Source organism: Polynucleobacter necessarius (assembly GCF_900095205.1).
GTDB classification, from domain to species: domain Bacteria; phylum Pseudomonadota; class Gammaproteobacteria; order Burkholderiales; family Burkholderiaceae; genus Polynucleobacter; species Polynucleobacter necessarius_E.
Map to the genome: position 1 here is coordinate 1606656 of NZ_LT606951.1, position 13952 is coordinate 1620607.

The window sequence follows — 13952 nt, forward strand, 5'->3', positions numbered from 1 at the left end:
TCTAGCGCAGGTGGCTTAGTCGATCTTTTATCTTCGAGCTTGATCAAATACCAACCTTGTTGCATTTGGATTGGGGTCTGTGAAACCTGGCCCTTAGCAAGACTAGTTAAGACGCTCGCTAACTGAGGGGTAACTTGCCCAGCTTGAATCCATCCTACCGCTCCCCCTTGAGCCTTATTGGGTGCTAAAGAAACACTTTTTGCTACCTTATCAAATGACTCCCTTTTTTAATACGAGCCAATGCAGCCTGAGCATCCGCTTCTGAGGCAACTGCAATATCACTCACCTTGTATTCATTAATCATTCCCTGAGGGCCGAGGGATGCAATCTCATTTTTGTATTGAGCTTCAACATCGGCGTCTGTAACTGGATTTTTTGCCATGTATATAGAGAGCTCTAAATCCGCCAAATAATTCTGACGAATCATCAGCAATTGTGTACTGGCTCTTTCAGAATTCGCCAGACCATCCTTTTCAGCCTGTTGAGCAAGCAATAACACTTCAATGAACTTTTGAATTACAGCCTTACGCAACTCTGGGGAATCTTTTTGCCCCTGGGAAATGGCAACCTTAATACCCTGCTCCACCATGTCATTGGTAATAATGGTTCCATTCACAGAGGCTGCAGCATTGATTGGTAACCCACTTTGTTGAGCATAAGCGCCACATACAAATGCGCTGGTCAATACTCCAACAGCAATAAATGCGAATGAACAAGAGATTGAATACAAAAGGTTTCATAAGGATTTAGTCTTTCTAATAATTAGCCTCAATATTAACAGCAGACATTCTGCGCACCCTAATACACCAAGCTAAAATGCCATGATGTGCGTTCAATACATCACTACTGTCAATATTGGTTGGGTTAAGTCCCACTTTGATCTTGACCTGCCAATGAGCAGCGTACTTGAAGTATTTCCAACCTACCCCGGCCCCATCATTCTCAAAAGCCACAACACCAACCGAACCGCCATAGGTTTAGCGCGTTTTGGCCTGATACCTTCATGGGCAAAAGAGGAGACCTTTGGTAGAAAAACCTATAACACTAGGGTGGAGACGGTAGATCAAAAACCATCCTATAGACATGCTTGGTCGCAACGTCATTACGCGTTAACTTTAGCGGATGCTTTTTACGAACCCTGCTATAAATCAGGTAAAGCAATACGCACTGCAATCAAACAAGCGAATCAAGAGCCCATGGCAATTGCTTCTATCTGGGATACCTGGACCGAGCCAGAAACCGGGGAACTCATAGCCTCGTTTTCAATGCTAACAATTGATGCAAGTGCTCACCCAGTAATGCAACGCATGCATAAACCTGAAGATGAGAAACGCACAGTAGTTCCATTAAAGCCCGAACTATTCGATGCATGGCTTAATGCAACACCAGAAGAAGCACGCGCCTTACTTCATTTAAATTCAATGCCTGAGTTAATTATACTGTCTAGCTAGGGAATTGAGTTTCTTCTAAAGACTCTAAAAACTAATGACGGGACTCATAGGCTGATAGGGTTCAGCTGATTCCGCTTCTAGAGCCTCAGCCTCTTCCTCACCCTTCGATTGACTATAGTATTTCGAATCTATTGAAGGCTTCTTGGAAGGATCCATTTGTTTTGCATTCGGAGCAACCGGTCAAAATGGACCCTCAACAGGAGTAAGAGGCTGACTATTAAACTCGTTGATCTCTTGCGGAGTATGGAGAGTATGTCTGCATTCCTGCGTTCGGCGAAGGGCTTTGAGCCCATGCGCAGAAGCTCATGAATAACGGGCAAGGGATTAATCCGATAAGGTATTTAGACATAGGCACCATTGTAGGTGAGGTGGGTCATTTACTTTCCCTTCAATTAATTACAATGCCAAGATGTATTTATATCGAGTCCTTGCGCTAGCCTTATTGCTGCTTCCATCTATTTGCTTGGCGGTAGATTTGCAGCCCAATGATATCGTCGCGCCACTACCAGGCAAAAGTCATGCGATGTTTAGTTATCTCAATACAGGGAGCGGCACTTTCTACAAAAATGGTTCGGCTATCTCGTCCAAACCCTTTGTCAGCCCCGATATCAATACTCAAAGCGCTATAGCTCGTATCAGTACGAGTTATTCCATCATGGATTTGCCAGGGATTTCTTATCTCCAGATCCCCTATGGATCGATTAAGCCCACTGGATCTCTTGCAGAATATTCTGCAACTACTGGCTTTGGCGACCTCACCTTTGCTACCGCAGTATGGCCTTATGCGGACAGAGAAAAAAGGCGGTACTTTGGCATAGCTGGCTATCTAACTGCACCGACAGGAAGTTATAACAGTCAGCAAGTTTTTAATGTTAGCGAGAACCGCTATAAAACAGATATTCAAATGGGCTATCAGCAACCCATTATTGAAAATTTGGATGGGATGATTGCCGTCGACACGATGTGGTTTGGAGGCAATAGTCAGTGCGCTGCCGCGTGTTTCTCAACAAACAATACCTCGCTAAATCAGAAAATACTCACCACCACACAGCTTGGGCCTATTTATAAGATTAATCAAACCTACACTCTAGGTGCCTCCTATTTCTATGTGGCAAGTGGCGCCACCACAATTGGTAACACCTATCAAAACAATGTTGTGAATACACAGCGCTTGTTGCTGAGCGCTTTGGCACATTACCCATTTGGCAGAATCAGCCTTCAATACGGACGTGACATGGAAATTAAAAATGGCTTCATTGAAACCCGTCGCTTGATCGTTCGCTACACAACCGAGTTTTAAGTTTTTTATACTCGCTTGCGCTGGATAAGATGTTTAATCATCGGCAGTCGGCAGGCAAGCAGCATCAGTAAGACTGCGCCATAAATAGAAACTACCTCTAAATCATTTTTACCAGCCTTATGCCACCAGTAGTGAGCGATGGCAGTACAGGCAACTACATAAATAAGCTTGTGTAATAAACTCCAGCGTCTTCCTAATTTTCGAACAGCCCATTGATTTGATGTCAGAGCTAAAGGAGTTAGCAATACTAAAGTCAAAAATCCCATAGTAATAAATGGTCTCTTCAAGACATCGCCCCACATCGACTGAATATCTAAGTTTTGATCTAACCAAAACCAAATTGAAAAATGAATACAGGCATAAAAGAAGCAAAACAGGCCTAACATACGTCGCAACTTTACCCATGCAACATGATTAGTAAGCAAGCGCAATGGAGTCATCGCAAGCGTGATGCATAAAAAGATTAGTGCCCAAGTGCCAGTTGAACGAATAATGAATTCGATGGGATTGGCTCCTTGGTCTTCATGAACACCAAGCCAGATCAAACGGGCTAGCGGTATTAGGGATAGCAAAAAGACGATTGCCTTAACTGAATTCATAAGCCATATTAAACGACCCTATTCATTATCAAACTAATAGGGTCGATTCATCAAAAATAGCCTGAATTGATATCTAAGCCAAACTCAACCCTTCTTTGCTCAGCGGAAAATTGCGAACGGACCCACCAATTGCAGCAAAAACTGCATTCGCAACTGCTGGACCAACGACACAGATCGTGGGTTCACCTACCCCACCCCAGAAATCATAACTAGGTACGAGAACGGTTTCAATTCTAGGGGTAGAGGCCAATTTCAGTAGTGGATAAGTATCTAAATTCTGCTGCTTAATGCGGCCATTTTCCACGGAGATCTCAGGCAAGAAATAGCCCCCAATGCCATCGCTATAGAACCTTCAATTTGCTCACGAGTTAAGTAAGGATTAACTACATGCCCAGAATTTAAAGCAAAGACTAAACGAGTTACTTTCACTACATTATTCTGAACCGTCACCTCTGCTACACAAGCAGAGTAACTGGCGTAACCCATGAACTGTGCAATACTGCGAAACGTTCCTGCGGGCAAAGGCTTATCCCACTCTGCTTTTTAGTGGCAGCATTTAGTACGCCTAAATGCTTTGGATGACTCTGCATCAGCGCTTGCCTAAATTGCACTGGGTCCTTTCCAGCCGCCTTTGCACACTCATCCATGAAGCATTCCATAAAAATGCCATTTTGATTTGTATTCACACCACGCCATGGACCAACAGGTACGTGGGTATTTTTCATAACGTATTCGGTTAAGAGTGTTGGAAAAGTGTAGCCAAGTTGTGCATCTGGTCCATTCTCATAAAAACCCTGAAGTTGACGCTCATCCTTACCATTCTTGATGCTTTGTGGGGCTAGGGTTGCTAATTGATTGGCCAGCAACCTTAATATGCATGCCAGTGACATTTCCAGAACCATCAATACCCGCAGTCATCTTTGCCATTGCGATTGGATAATAGTAATCATGAGTCATATCTTCTTCACGACTCCAAACTACTTTGACTGGGATGCCTGGGAATTTTTGCGCCACTTTAGCGGCTAAGGTTGTGAAATCCTGCGTTGATCCACAACGACCTAAACCACAGCCAGAATCTAATTTATAAACTTCACAATTGGTAAGCGGAAATCCAGTGGCTTCAGATAATGCAGCTAATGAACCCTCTCCATTTTGAGTTGGCACCCATGCCTCTGCTCGATCGCCTGTGATTTTAACGGTAGCATTCATTGGCTCCATCGTGACGTGAGCACGATAAGGTGTGTAATAAATGGTTTCTACTTTTTTTGCGGCACTATTAAATAGCAGCAGGCGCATCTCCTACTTTGCGCTGCCAAAAATCACTTTGCTCATCCAGACCTTCACGCAACATTTTATTAATGCCATCTTGTGAAACGGTAGCAGCTTTGCCTTCATCCCAAACAATAGGCATTGCATTCAGCGCGGCGTTGGCATACCACCAAGTATCAGCCACTACAGCAACTGTGCTGTCCTTAATTTTGACAACGCCCTTAACGCCACGCATCTCTTTAATCTTGGCTTCGTCATAGCTCACTAATTTGCCGCCAAATACTGGGCAAGCCTTGACAGAGGCACAAAGCATCCCCGGGAGTTGCAAGTCAATGCCATATACCTTGGATCCATTGACTTTGTTAGCTGTATCAATCCGAGCATAGGGCTGCCCTGCTACTTTCCACTTTCGTGGATCTCTGAGGGTAATTGATTTTGGATCAGACGGAGTTAGGGTCGAAGCTAATTCAGCCACCTTGCCATAAGTTATTTTACGCCCCGTTGGCACATGAACAATGATGCCTTTATCCACCACCAGTTCATTAACGGGCACATTCCACTGATTGGCTGCAGCCTGCATCAACATCATTCGCGCTGCTGCTGCTCCCCGACGAACATAGTCCTCAGAAATACGAATACCACGGCTACCGCCTGTACCATGCTCTCCCCAAACACGCTTCCGCGCCAAGCTTTGACCAGGAGTAGCGGATTGAGTTTTAACTTTCTTCCAATTGCATTCCAACTCTTCTGCTACCAACTGAGCTAATCCAGCACGAGTACCCTGCCCCATCTCAGAGCGGGCAATTCTGATGAGAACTGTGTCATCAGGTTTGATGCTAACCCAAGCATTTACTTCGGACTCTCCAACTTGAATAGGCGTATTGGGATCATATATAGCTAGAGCCTGTGCATAAGCATCCTCAGGCAATGAGCCTCTACCCTCAACATCAAGCCACCACCAATCATGGTGCCCTTGATAATAAATTCACGACGGGAAGAGTTTTCTAAACGAATAAACGGTTTATAAGTAGTCATATTTACCCCCTTACCCGCGAGTCGCTGGAGTGGCGCCGTATTGCGCTAAAACATCCACCAACTTCTTTTGACCAGAAGCCACATGGATTCCATCGCGAATCTTTTGGTAAGTACCGCAATGGCATAAATTTCCCATCGCATTATCAATGTCGGCATCGGTAGGCTTTGGATTTCTTTTTAAGAGGGCTGCCCGCAGCCATTATTTGACCAGGCTGACAATAACCACACTGAGGTACATCTGGAGCAATCCAAGCTTGCTGCACTGGATGCATAGAATTTTTAGATAAGGCTTCAATAGTAGTGATTTTGGCCTTACCGACTGCAGATACCGGAATAGAGCAAGAACGAACAGGCTCTCCATTGAGGTAAACGGGTACAGGCGCCACATTGCGCTACGCCACAACCGTACTTAGTTCCCGTTAACCCTACCACCTCCCGAATAGCCCATAACAAGGGCATATTGGGTTCCACATCGATATTTTGAATCTGCCCGTTAATATCTAACTGCATATTGCCTCCCATGTTTTTCTTTTCAAATGACTATAAATCATTCTGATCTTTTTGCGCTTGCACATAAAACGCCTTTAGCCAAGCCAAAGCCCTATCGAATTGGGCGGTAATTTGCTATCCTAAAAGCTCATTTAAGGATAAATATGACTGAAGAAAACCAAACCCAGAACGACGAAGATTTTGACTTTGGGTGTGAGTGCGCAATGACCTTACTCAATGAGCCTACGGAAGATCGACTCAATGACTTAATTGATGAACTTGATGAGGAGGGCATGATTTCCACCGAGGTAGTTTATGGCTTACTCGCCACCATCTTAATGAGCATGAACGAAGAAGAACATGAGGGCGATGAGCACTAATTGGCATTCATTACTTTATCGGCAAAAGCATCCATTGCTTTTGCCAACTGAACATCCAATGTAGTCAAAGCAGCGACTGAATGGGTGCTTAGTTGAACAGTTACCTTGTTCCAAGAATTTGACCAATCAGGATGATGATTAATTTGTTCAGCGTATTGCGCACTTAAAGTCATAAATTCAAAGGCTTGCTTAAAATCTACAAAAACAAATTCACGCGTAATCGCCTTTCCCTCAGCCAATAGTGACCACAAGGGAAGCTCTGCTACTACGTTCAATTCTTCAATCTTCAAGATCTAAGCCCTTAAGTAGCGTTACTTTGTGATAGCTGCTTTAAATCTTCCGGATAAAGCCACCGCCACTCACCCTCAGCCAAATCAATAGGCATGCGGTAGGCTCCAATTTCCGTGCGGTGCAACTTATCTACATGGTTTCCCGACCGCAGCCATCATGCGCTTGACTTGGTGATAACGCCCTTCAACGATAGTCATTGCCAACACGTGCTCTGAGATGATGTCGCATACGGTAGCAAAACAAGGCTTAGGGTCGTCATCAAGCACAACGCCATTGAGCAAGTGATCTATTTGCTTCTGAGTAATAGGTTCTGGTGTAGTAATTTCATAAACCTTCCCTATATTTTTCTTAGGAGTGGTCATCTTATGAATGAACTGTCCATCGTCAGAAATCAAGAGCAATCCCGTGGCGTCATAGGCTAAACGCCCCACACACTGCAAGCCTCGCTCAACAAATGGGCTGGAAAGTAAACTATAAACGCTTGGATGATGGGTCGTTTTATGGGAACACTCATAATTTGCTGGCTTATTAAATGCGAGATAGGCCTTCTCGTGATACTCCCAATCCTTACCCTCTACATTCAGGATAAGCCCTTCAGTAGCAATTTTTTCTTCTGGGTCTTCAGCCAATTTTCCATTTACTTTAACTAGCTCTGCATACACCAAGTCACTGCAATAGCGACGCGTACCGAAGCCTTGGCTAAAGAGAATTTTTTCTAGAGAAATTGATTTTGCCATACGTGAAAAAGCATACTACAGAGCTCATTCAAGTGTGGTCTGCCCTTGAATTTTTGAATTCATTATCATAGGGCACTAACGCGACCCCAAGACACTACAGCCATGCTCTCTAAGCCAAAACCACGCTTCCTCCTTCACGCCCGAGAAATTACTTTTCAGGGTTACGCGAGAGAAGATGGCTTATGGGATATAGAAGGTCATTTAAAAGATTTCAAAACAACCCCCCTCCAAACCAGTGCAAAAGTTTGGCAACCAGGGGAAGCTTTTCACGATATGTGGGTTCGCGTAACGCTAGACCAAGATTTTGTTATCCAAGATATAGAGGTGGTAATGGATAGGCATCCTCATGCGGAATGTACTGAAGTCATTCCTCCGATGGAGGGCCTGATTGGAGATCGTCTAGGCAGAGGTTGGCGCAAAACGATTGATACTCATTTGGGCGGAATTAAAGGCTGCACTCACTTGCGTGAACTATTGGTTAGCCCTAGCAACCGCAGCTTATCAATCCATTCCTGGAGCCTTCTTTGACCCAGAAGGCAAAAAGCCGCCGGCCTATCTTGGAACCTGTAAATCTTGGAACTTCAATGGCCCAGTAGTGATGCGTGTTTATCCACAGTTTTATCAGTGGAAAGACAAGCCTTAAGCTTACAAGGCGCCTCGATGTATTGTCATACCGGCAAACAACTGTTGTACCGGCATCACTTCAAGAGCATTGATATTCATGTGCGCAGGTAATGTAGCAGACCAGTAAATTGCCTCGGCAATATCATCAGCACTTAAGGCGTGCACGCCTTCGTAGACTTTCTCTACTTTCGCATCATCACCTTTAAAGCGAACATTGGAATATTCGGTGCCCGAACTTAAGCCAGGCTCAGCGCAAGTTATCCTTATAGGGGTGCCAATCAAGTCAGCACGTAAATTCAGGCTGAACTGTTTTACAAATGCTTTCGTTGATCCATATACATTGCTACCGGGATAGGGATAGTGTCCCGCTACAGACCCCACATTAATGATATGCCCTCTCTTGCGCTCGACCATTCCAGGCAAGAAAGCGCGGGTCATATGCACCAAACCTCAATATTAGTATCAATCATGCGATCCTAATCAGAGATATTCGCTTGATATGCGGGCTCCAAAACCCAAAGCAAGGCCCGCGTTATTCACTAAAACTGTCACCCCTGAAAATTCTGCTGGTAGCGCACTCACAAGTCCGTCCACTTGAGCGCTTATCGCAAACATCGAGTACCAGCAAGAGGAGTCTGTTTTGCTGTTCAGGCGGCAATGACAATTTTAGAGACTCCAATTTTTCTGCCCTTCTACCAACAAGCAACCACACGATGACCATGAGCTAAAAATCGTCTAGCAGTTGCCTTCCCAAATCCTGCAGTTGCACCCGTAACTAAAACCGTATGTTCCATATACTCTCTTTGGTCTGCATTCATTATTTAATCTTTTCAATTCCATTTTTAATTAACTGCAAGACATTTTTAATTAACTGCAAGATATTTTTAATTAACTGCAAGATATTTTTAAATTGAGGGTGATTAGAATTCTTCAACCACTCAAAAATAATCATCTCTATGCTGAGCATCGGAATACTCTGCGCTCTCATGCGCTCTATAGCCAGAAACTTATCGCTAGGCGCTCTACTTCCGCAAGCATTAGGTATTACTGCTACCTCATACCCATTTTCCTTTAACCCCAATGCAGTTTGCATTAGGCAAACATGGGTTTCGCAGCCAGCTAGCACTATCTGATTAATGAGAGGATTAGCTTTTTGAATTGCCCCCACCAAACCGCTCTCTACTGCATTAAATGAATGCTTCAATACTGTTTGATTACAGTAATTCTTAATTCGCTCATCATTTGGGCCGAGACCTTCAGGATTTTGCTCAGTCCCCAAAATAGGTATATCCAAAAGTCTTGTGAGCTCTGCCAAAAATATTGCACCACCCAGCACAGCATTTCCCTCATCAATGCTAGGAAGTAAATGGGTCTGATAATCAACTAAGATGAGCGCACTAGTAGCAGAATTAAACATGGGACTGTTAAAGTTCTATTTTCTTAGCGGTCTTGGGTAAACGAAGAGCTAAATTATTAAGGTAATGCGCAATTAATTCGTCTGCACTTTTGCCGAATATGCGAATGCGGCCGGTATGGTTTAGAAGTAACACCCCCACTATATGAGCAAAGATAGCAGTAACTTCAACATCTATCTCTTTATCAGTGAAACCTAAGTTACTTAGTGCCAACTCTTGAGGACGCATTGCATCTTTCAGTCGAGCATTTAGCTCTGAGTCCCATTCGTTTGTCAAACCACGCGGTTTCATACCCTGAAAAAGGTAAAAACCTAAATCTAAATCACGAGGATTGTCTCGATAAAATTGATGAAAGGCTAAGACACTTTTTTGCAGCTCATGAAAGTGATTTTTCGATGCGCCCACATCATCCAACGAAATAGCAACATCGGCCTGTTGGATAAAGTCGTTTAGACGTTCTAATGACTCAGCAAGTAAAGCACCATAAATCTCTTCCTTGCTTCCGAAGTAACTGTAAATAGCACCAGCCGTATAGCCCGCGCGCTTAGCAATCTCTCGCATGCTGACGGCTTCCAAACCGAGCTCAATGAATACAGATCTAGCAGCGCTCAATATGTGACTGCGCTTCACCTCGACAAGGGCCTGTCGACGAAGATCCTGTGCTGAAACGGAGGGCTGATTCATACTTGAATTATACATATGTTTATATTATTGAACAGCGTTCAATTTATGTGTATGATTTGCCTTAAATCCCATTTTTACGCCAATTTCTTTGTAGGTATCCACATGAGTCAAAGCACCTCCCAATTTATGAACAGCAAGGACTATCAAGAGTCTTTGCGGGCACTAAAACCGACTGTTTATGCGATGGCCGACTCATCGATTCCGTTGCAGACGAGCCTTCTCTTAAGCCTGGGGTTCAAGCATTAGGCGTCACCTATGCCATGGTTCATGATGCTGCGTTAGCACCGTTAATGTTGGCAGATCAAGATGGAAAATCCGTGCCACGCATGCTACACATTAATCAATCATCCGGCGATCTACTGAATAAGTTAGAAGCGGTACGTGTGCTGTGCCAAGAAACAGGCTGCGCACAACGCTACTTAGCGCATGATGCTTTGAATGCGCCGGGGCAAGTAAGCGCTCGTATTGATGATGCAAAAGGCAGCAACGAACATCGAGCGAAGTTTTATGAATACCTCTCTCATGTGCAAAAAAATGATCTCGCTTTAGGGATTGCCATGACAGACGCGAAAGGTGATCGCTCACGCAGGTCGCACGAGCAAGCAAACCCGGATACTTATGTTCATATCGTTTCTCAAGATGCAAAAGGGGTAGTCATCTCTGGTACAAAAGCCATTGTGACTGGCGGGCCCCCTATATGCATGAGTTCTTGGTAATGCCTGGACGCAATATGACGAAGGAAGATGCAGCTTTTGCAATCTGTTGTGCCGTTCCAGTCGATGCCAAAGGGATTACGATTGTCGCGCGGCCAGCAGGTCGGCCAGGCGATAAGGTAGAGCACGGTAAACCCTTGTTCTCCAGCAAGTATGGCCAATCCACTGGCGCGGTAATTTTCGATAACGTATTTGTAGCCTGGGAGCGTGTTTTTTATGCTGGTGATTGGGAGCATTCCAGCGTATTGACATATAGCTATGCATCGTCATAGCTGTATTGCCGCACGAGCTGGCTTTGGAAATCTTTTAATCGGCGCAGGAGTCTTGATGTGTGAAGCCAATGGCTTGGATCCAGAAACCAAATCCAATCTCCGCGATCCCATGGTTGAGTTAATCAAGATCACCGAAGGATTTTATGCTTGTGGTGTTGCCGCTAGTGTTTATGGCACACAAGATCCTTACAGTAAATCTTTTATGCCTGAACCAGTATTTTCTAACATTGGCAAACTTTTACTAGCTACCCAAATTTATGACATGCACCGTTTAGCTCATGAGGTATCTAGTGGGTTAATCGTAGCCCTACCGGGACCTGATGAGGATCACAATCCTGCAACGGCCGCGCTACTTTGGCAGAAGAGAGGTATTGCGCGCCAATCCAGCCATACCCTATGACAAACGTATCGAGGTAGCAAGATTTATTGAAGATCTCACAGCCTCATATCAGGGTGGATGGTATTCAGTCATCAGCCTTCATGAGGGCAGATCTCCTACAGCAATGAAGCAAGAGATTTATCGACAGTACCCCCATTGGCAATAAAGTGGAACTCGTTGAACGTCTATTAGATCGTGGCGTACTGACTAGTAGCGAAGAACGCGCCATCACCAAAAATAAACAGCCTGGACGCTGCTGTGATCAGGGCTGTAGCGCACCGGGTCAAGCCGTCATGGTTCCGCTACCAGAACCAGGGCGAAGAACTTAATTGACTGTTTGGGAAGTTAATTCGAGCTTACGAATATCAAACTGTTGACTTTGCAATCGCTGCAGTATGTCATCGTAAGCTCGCTGATTGATTTGCGGAGTTCTAGACAAAATCCAGAGGTATTCACGACGTGGGTCACTAACAACCGCCCGTTGATATTGGCTATCTAGATCAATGATCCAATAATCACCCCACACCATAGGGATAAAAGATAGCCAAGCTGGTGCAAATCTGACTTCTAATTTTGGAGAATCTTTCGCTCCAACCTGACGCGCTACACCCTCCGCTTCAGACACAGTGCCATCAGCGATTTTACAGCTATTGAGTACTTTTAAATTACCATCAGGTCTGACTGTATAGACTGCCTTGGTATTGCTGGCACATTTCTTTTGAAACCAATTGAGATATTTAGCAATCTCGTACCAAGTACCCAAATACCGCTGCACATCCAAAGTAGGAATCGTTTTTACAGGAACATCTGATCCTTGTGCATGAGCAGAAAAGCTAAAAATAAATATGCAAGCACTAAAAAGTGCCAGATATATTTTGCTCATCACTAATAGTATTTCTTTAAATCCATACCGCTATACATGCTGGCAACTTGCTCACCATAGCCATTAAACATTTGCGTTTTAATCTTAGGAGCAAATATTCCCTTGGGATCTCCGATACGTCTTTCGGTAGCCTGACTCCAACGTGGGTGATCCACCTCTGGATTTACGTTGGAATAGAACCCATATTCACGCGCATCAAATTGATTCCAGCTGGTTTTTGGCATTTCTTCTGTAAACCGGATTTGACTATCGACTTAGCGCTCTTGAAACCATACTTCCATGGAACCACGATTCGAACGGGGCTCCATTCGGTTTTGGCAAGACCTCACCGTATAAGCCAAAAGTAAGCAAGGTTAATAGATTCATGGCCTCATCCATGCGTAAGCCTTCTCGATAGAGCCAATTAATAATATTGCTTTTTACCCCGGGCATTTGCTTGGGATCAGCTAGCGAAATAAACTCCACATACTTTGCCGAACCAAGGGGCTCTACTTTATTAATGAGCGTTGATAAGGAATAGCCGTCCCACGGAATTACCATTGACCAACCCTCTACGCAACGCATGCGGTAGATTCGCTCTTCCATTGGCGCCAACTTGAGGAGCGCATCCATATCGAGGGTCATTGGCTTTTTACCAAACCCTCTATCGAGATAGTCCACGGACGAGTTTGCAAACTCTCGGCATTGGCTGCCGGATCTGCCTTATCAGTCCCAAACTCGTAAAAATTATTATAGCTCGTAACGTGTTTGTATGAAGTTAAGCCATCTTTATTCGCAAATGCGGGATTGAGAGTGGCAGCCAACTTATCTGGAGTAGCAGCCAGCGTCTGCCTAGAGAACCATGGTGCAAAGGCCATACCAAAACCGCCTGCGGCAGCAGTCTTAATAATGCTTCGGCGGTTTTCAAATACAGCTTGAGGAGTGATGTCGCTAGCAAGAATGGTCTTATCAATAAAACGCATAAGCACCTCTCGTAAATGTAATGAATCTATTGTGCTGCCAATAAGAATTTCTTGCTTACGATTGATGAGAGCGTATTTTATTCATCAAATCTAGGCTATATTTATCCATGCCACCGACGACTTCAATCAGGGGAGGATAGTCTCGAGTAAGCGCTTCCCCACCATAAAAGCGTAATAGCGCAATTAGGGTAACTGCGCTCTGCGCTCTCACGATCTCCAAGAGCTCTACGCGATGATGACCCCGCTTATCGTCTTGGATGCGCGCCTCCAGGCCTTCATTACATCAGCCCACTCACCCTCAATAACTTGTCCAAATTGCTGGTTGTCATACAAGAGAATGCCGGTAATGCCGTTCTTCTTATTAAATGTACGAGCTGGATCCAAGAGTTGCATTAAACCAAGAAAAGAAAAGTCCGAGACTGCTTCGCTCAGATAACTCAACTCTATAAGGTCTTTCTGTTTAGCCATG

At 44.5% G+C, this 13952-nt stretch carries 17 protein-coding genes and 6 pseudogenes; 5 read left to right on the forward strand and 18 right to left on the reverse strand.

The genetic code is table 11. The features are described 5' to 3' along the window. Positions 1-47: 47 nt before the first annotated feature. Both DXE37_RS12985 and DXE37_RS08855 read right to left on the reverse strand, forming a co-directional pair. Positions 48-164: pseudogene (locus tag DXE37_RS12985) on the reverse strand (peptidylprolyl isomerase); the annotation flags it as partial. 38 nt (positions 165-202) lie between these two features. Continuing rightward, positions 203-730: a SurA N-terminal domain-containing protein gene (locus DXE37_RS08855; protein ID WP_231971289.1), complete on the reverse strand. Its 528-nt coding sequence runs from the start codon at positions 728-730 to the stop codon at positions 203-205. 91 nt (positions 731-821) lie between these two features. Here DXE37_RS08855 and DXE37_RS08860 point away from each other — a divergent pair, with 91 nt between their 5' ends. Together DXE37_RS08860 and DXE37_RS08870 are read left to right on the forward strand one after the other, a co-directional pair. Beyond that, complete coding sequence (locus DXE37_RS08860) at positions 822-1451, forward strand: SOS response-associated peptidase (protein WP_231971290.1); 630 nt, start codon at positions 822-824, stop codon at positions 1449-1451. 409 nt (positions 1452-1860) lie between these two features. Continuing rightward, positions 1861-2751 carry a transporter gene (locus DXE37_RS08870; protein WP_114637237.1) on the forward strand — a complete coding sequence of 297 codons (891 nt, stop codon included), beginning with the start codon at positions 1861-1863 and terminating at the stop codon, positions 2749-2751. Between the two features lie 5 nt (positions 2752-2756). Here DXE37_RS08870 and DXE37_RS08875 read toward each other — a convergent pair whose 3' ends face one another. From DXE37_RS08875 to DXE37_RS08885, 8 genes and pseudogenes are all read right to left on the reverse strand, one after another. Then, a complete protein-coding gene (locus DXE37_RS08875) occupies positions 2757-3350 on the reverse strand; it encodes a protein-methionine-sulfoxide reductase heme-binding subunit MsrQ (RefSeq protein ID WP_114637238.1) in 594 nt (197 codons plus the stop codon). Positions 3351-3423: 73 nt separating this feature from the next. Next, a complete protein-coding gene (locus DXE37_RS11760; protein ID WP_197713241.1) occupies positions 3424-3669 on the reverse strand; it encodes a hypothetical protein in 246 nt (81 codons plus the stop codon). After that, on the reverse strand, positions 3621-3836 hold the full coding sequence (locus tag DXE37_RS11765; RefSeq protein ID WP_231971291.1) for a molybdopterin cofactor-binding domain-containing protein: 216 nt from the start codon (positions 3834-3836) through the stop codon (positions 3621-3623). Before DXE37_RS11765 ends, DXE37_RS11760 begins: the two co-directional genes overlap by 49 nt. Then, positions 3806-4216 carry a molybdopterin cofactor-binding domain-containing protein gene (locus tag DXE37_RS13710; protein ID WP_197713187.1) on the reverse strand — a complete coding sequence of 137 codons (411 nt, stop codon included), beginning with the start codon at positions 4214-4216 and terminating at the stop codon, positions 3806-3808. Before DXE37_RS13710 ends, DXE37_RS11765 begins: the two co-directional genes overlap by 31 nt. Continuing rightward, positions 4164-4646, reverse strand: coding sequence for a molybdopterin cofactor-binding domain-containing protein (locus DXE37_RS13715; protein ID WP_197713188.1), 483 nt, complete (start codon positions 4644-4646; stop codon positions 4164-4166). Before DXE37_RS13715 ends, DXE37_RS13710 begins: the two co-directional genes overlap by 53 nt. Next, on the reverse strand, positions 4627-5547 hold the full coding sequence (locus DXE37_RS11780; RefSeq protein WP_197713189.1) for a molybdopterin cofactor-binding domain-containing protein: 921 nt from the start codon (positions 5545-5547) through the stop codon (positions 4627-4629). The genes DXE37_RS13715 and DXE37_RS11780 overlap by 20 nt, the downstream gene beginning before the upstream one ends. Beyond that, the gene (locus DXE37_RS11785) at positions 5517-5654 is read right to left on the reverse strand and encodes a hypothetical protein (RefSeq protein WP_197713190.1); all 138 of its coding nucleotides are present in this window, start codon (positions 5652-5654) and stop codon (positions 5517-5519) included. The genes DXE37_RS11780 and DXE37_RS11785 overlap by 31 nt, the downstream gene beginning before the upstream one ends. A gap of 10 nt (positions 5655-5664) precedes the next feature. Then, positions 5665-6164: pseudogene (locus tag DXE37_RS08885) on the reverse strand ((2Fe-2S)-binding protein). 143 nt (positions 6165-6307) lie between these two features. Between DXE37_RS08885 and DXE37_RS08890 the strand changes: the two are divergent. Then, entirely contained in the window at positions 6308-6523 is a 216-nt protein-coding gene (locus tag DXE37_RS08890) for a hypothetical protein (RefSeq protein ID WP_114637239.1), read from the forward strand. On the opposite strand, the gene DXE37_RS08895 is transcribed toward DXE37_RS08890, so the two are convergent. Together DXE37_RS08895 and DXE37_RS08900 are read right to left on the reverse strand one after the other, a co-directional pair. Further along, complete coding sequence (locus tag DXE37_RS08895) at positions 6520-6813, reverse strand: 4a-hydroxytetrahydrobiopterin dehydratase (RefSeq protein WP_114637240.1); 294 nt, start codon at positions 6811-6813, stop codon at positions 6520-6522. The genes DXE37_RS08890 and DXE37_RS08895 overlap by 4 nt on opposite strands. A gap of 11 nt (positions 6814-6824) precedes the next feature. Then, positions 6825-7551 (reverse strand): annotated as a pseudogene (locus DXE37_RS08900) (pseudouridine synthase). A gap of 102 nt (positions 7552-7653) precedes the next feature. On the opposite strand from DXE37_RS08900, the gene DXE37_RS08905 reads away from it, so the two are divergent. Next, on the forward strand, positions 7654-8079 hold the full coding sequence (locus DXE37_RS08905) for a DUF2889 domain-containing protein (RefSeq protein WP_231971292.1): 426 nt from the start codon (positions 7654-7656) through the stop codon (positions 8077-8079). Positions 8080-8196: 117 nt separating this feature from the next. On the opposite strand, the pseudogene DXE37_RS08910 reads toward DXE37_RS08905, so the two are convergent. From DXE37_RS08910 to DXE37_RS08920, 3 genes and pseudogenes are all read right to left on the reverse strand, one after another. Then, positions 8197-8969, reverse strand: a pseudogene (locus tag DXE37_RS08910) (SDR family NAD(P)-dependent oxidoreductase). A 23-nt stretch (positions 8970-8992) separates the two neighbouring features. Next, positions 8993-9592, reverse strand: coding sequence for an isochorismatase family protein (locus DXE37_RS08915; protein ID WP_114637241.1), 600 nt, complete (start codon positions 9590-9592; stop codon positions 8993-8995). Between the two features lie 7 nt (positions 9593-9599). Beyond that, entirely contained in the window at positions 9600-10274 is a 675-nt protein-coding gene (locus DXE37_RS08920) for a TetR/AcrR family transcriptional regulator (protein ID WP_231971293.1), read from the reverse strand. 102 nt (positions 10275-10376) lie between these two features. On the opposite strand from DXE37_RS08920, the pseudogene DXE37_RS08925 reads away from it, so the two are divergent. Further along, a pseudogene (locus DXE37_RS08925) lies at positions 10377-11967 on the forward strand (4-hydroxyphenylacetate 3-hydroxylase family protein). On the opposite strand, the gene DXE37_RS08930 reads toward DXE37_RS08925, so the two are convergent. The 3 genes and pseudogenes from DXE37_RS08930 to DXE37_RS12995 all read right to left on the reverse strand — a co-directional run bounded on the left by DXE37_RS08930 (position 11964) and on the right by DXE37_RS12995 (position 13951). Further along, positions 11964-12521 (reverse strand): lipocalin family protein, encoded by a 558-nt coding sequence (locus DXE37_RS08930; protein ID WP_114637243.1) that lies wholly within the window; start codon positions 12519-12521, stop codon positions 11964-11966. The pseudogene DXE37_RS08925 and the gene DXE37_RS08930 overlap by 4 nt on opposite strands. A 2-nt stretch (positions 12522-12523) precedes the next feature. Further along, a pseudogene (msrP, locus tag DXE37_RS08935) lies at positions 12524-13483 on the reverse strand (protein-methionine-sulfoxide reductase catalytic subunit MsrP). Positions 13484-13708: 225 nt separating this feature from the next. Further along, positions 13709-13951: a BLUF domain-containing protein gene (locus DXE37_RS12995; RefSeq protein WP_231971294.1), complete on the reverse strand. Its 243-nt coding sequence runs from the start codon at positions 13949-13951 to the stop codon at positions 13709-13711. Position 13952 lies beyond the last annotated feature (1 nt).

Excerpts from the sequence above, each read along its gene's own strand:
- DXE37_RS08870 (WP_114637237.1), top strand. The coding sequence starts at position 1,861 with ATGTATTTATATCGAGTCCTTGCGCTAGCCTTATTGCTGCTTCCATCT.
- DXE37_RS08915 (WP_114637241.1), bottom strand. The coding sequence starts at position 9,592 with ATGTTTAATTCTGCTACTAGTGCGCTCATCTTAGTTGATTATCAGACC.
- DXE37_RS08920 (WP_231971293.1), bottom strand. The coding sequence starts at position 10,274 with ATGAATCAGCCCTCCGTTTCAGCACAGGATCTTCGTCGACAGGCCCTT.
- DXE37_RS08905 (WP_231971292.1), top strand. The coding sequence starts at position 7,654 with ATGCTCTCTAAGCCAAAACCACGCTTCCTCCTTCACGCCCGAGAAATT.
- DXE37_RS13715 (WP_197713188.1), bottom strand. The coding sequence starts at position 4,646 with ATGCGCCTGCTGCTATTTAATAGTGCCGCAAAAAAAGTAGAAACCATT.
- DXE37_RS08890 (WP_114637239.1), top strand. The coding sequence starts at position 6,308 with ATGACTGAAGAAAACCAAACCCAGAACGACGAAGATTTTGACTTTGGG.
- DXE37_RS12995 (WP_231971294.1), bottom strand. The coding sequence starts at position 13,951 with ATGGCTAAACAGAAAGACCTTATAGAGTTGAGTTATCTGAGCGAAGCA.
- DXE37_RS11765 (WP_231971291.1), bottom strand. The coding sequence starts at position 3,836 with ATGGGTTACGCCAGTTACTCTGCTTGTGTAGCAGAGGTGACGGTTCAG.
- DXE37_RS08875 (WP_114637238.1), bottom strand. The coding sequence starts at position 3,350 with ATGAATTCAGTTAAGGCAATCGTCTTTTTGCTATCCCTAATACCGCTA.
- DXE37_RS08860 (WP_231971290.1), top strand. The coding sequence starts at position 822 with ATGATGTGCGTTCAATACATCACTACTGTCAATATTGGTTGGGTTAAG.
- DXE37_RS11785 (WP_197713190.1), bottom strand. The coding sequence starts at position 5,654 with ATGACTACTTATAAACCGTTTATTCGTTTAGAAAACTCTTCCCGTCGT.
- DXE37_RS08930 (WP_114637243.1), bottom strand. The coding sequence starts at position 12,521 with ATGAGCAAAATATATCTGGCACTTTTTAGTGCTTGCATATTTATTTTT.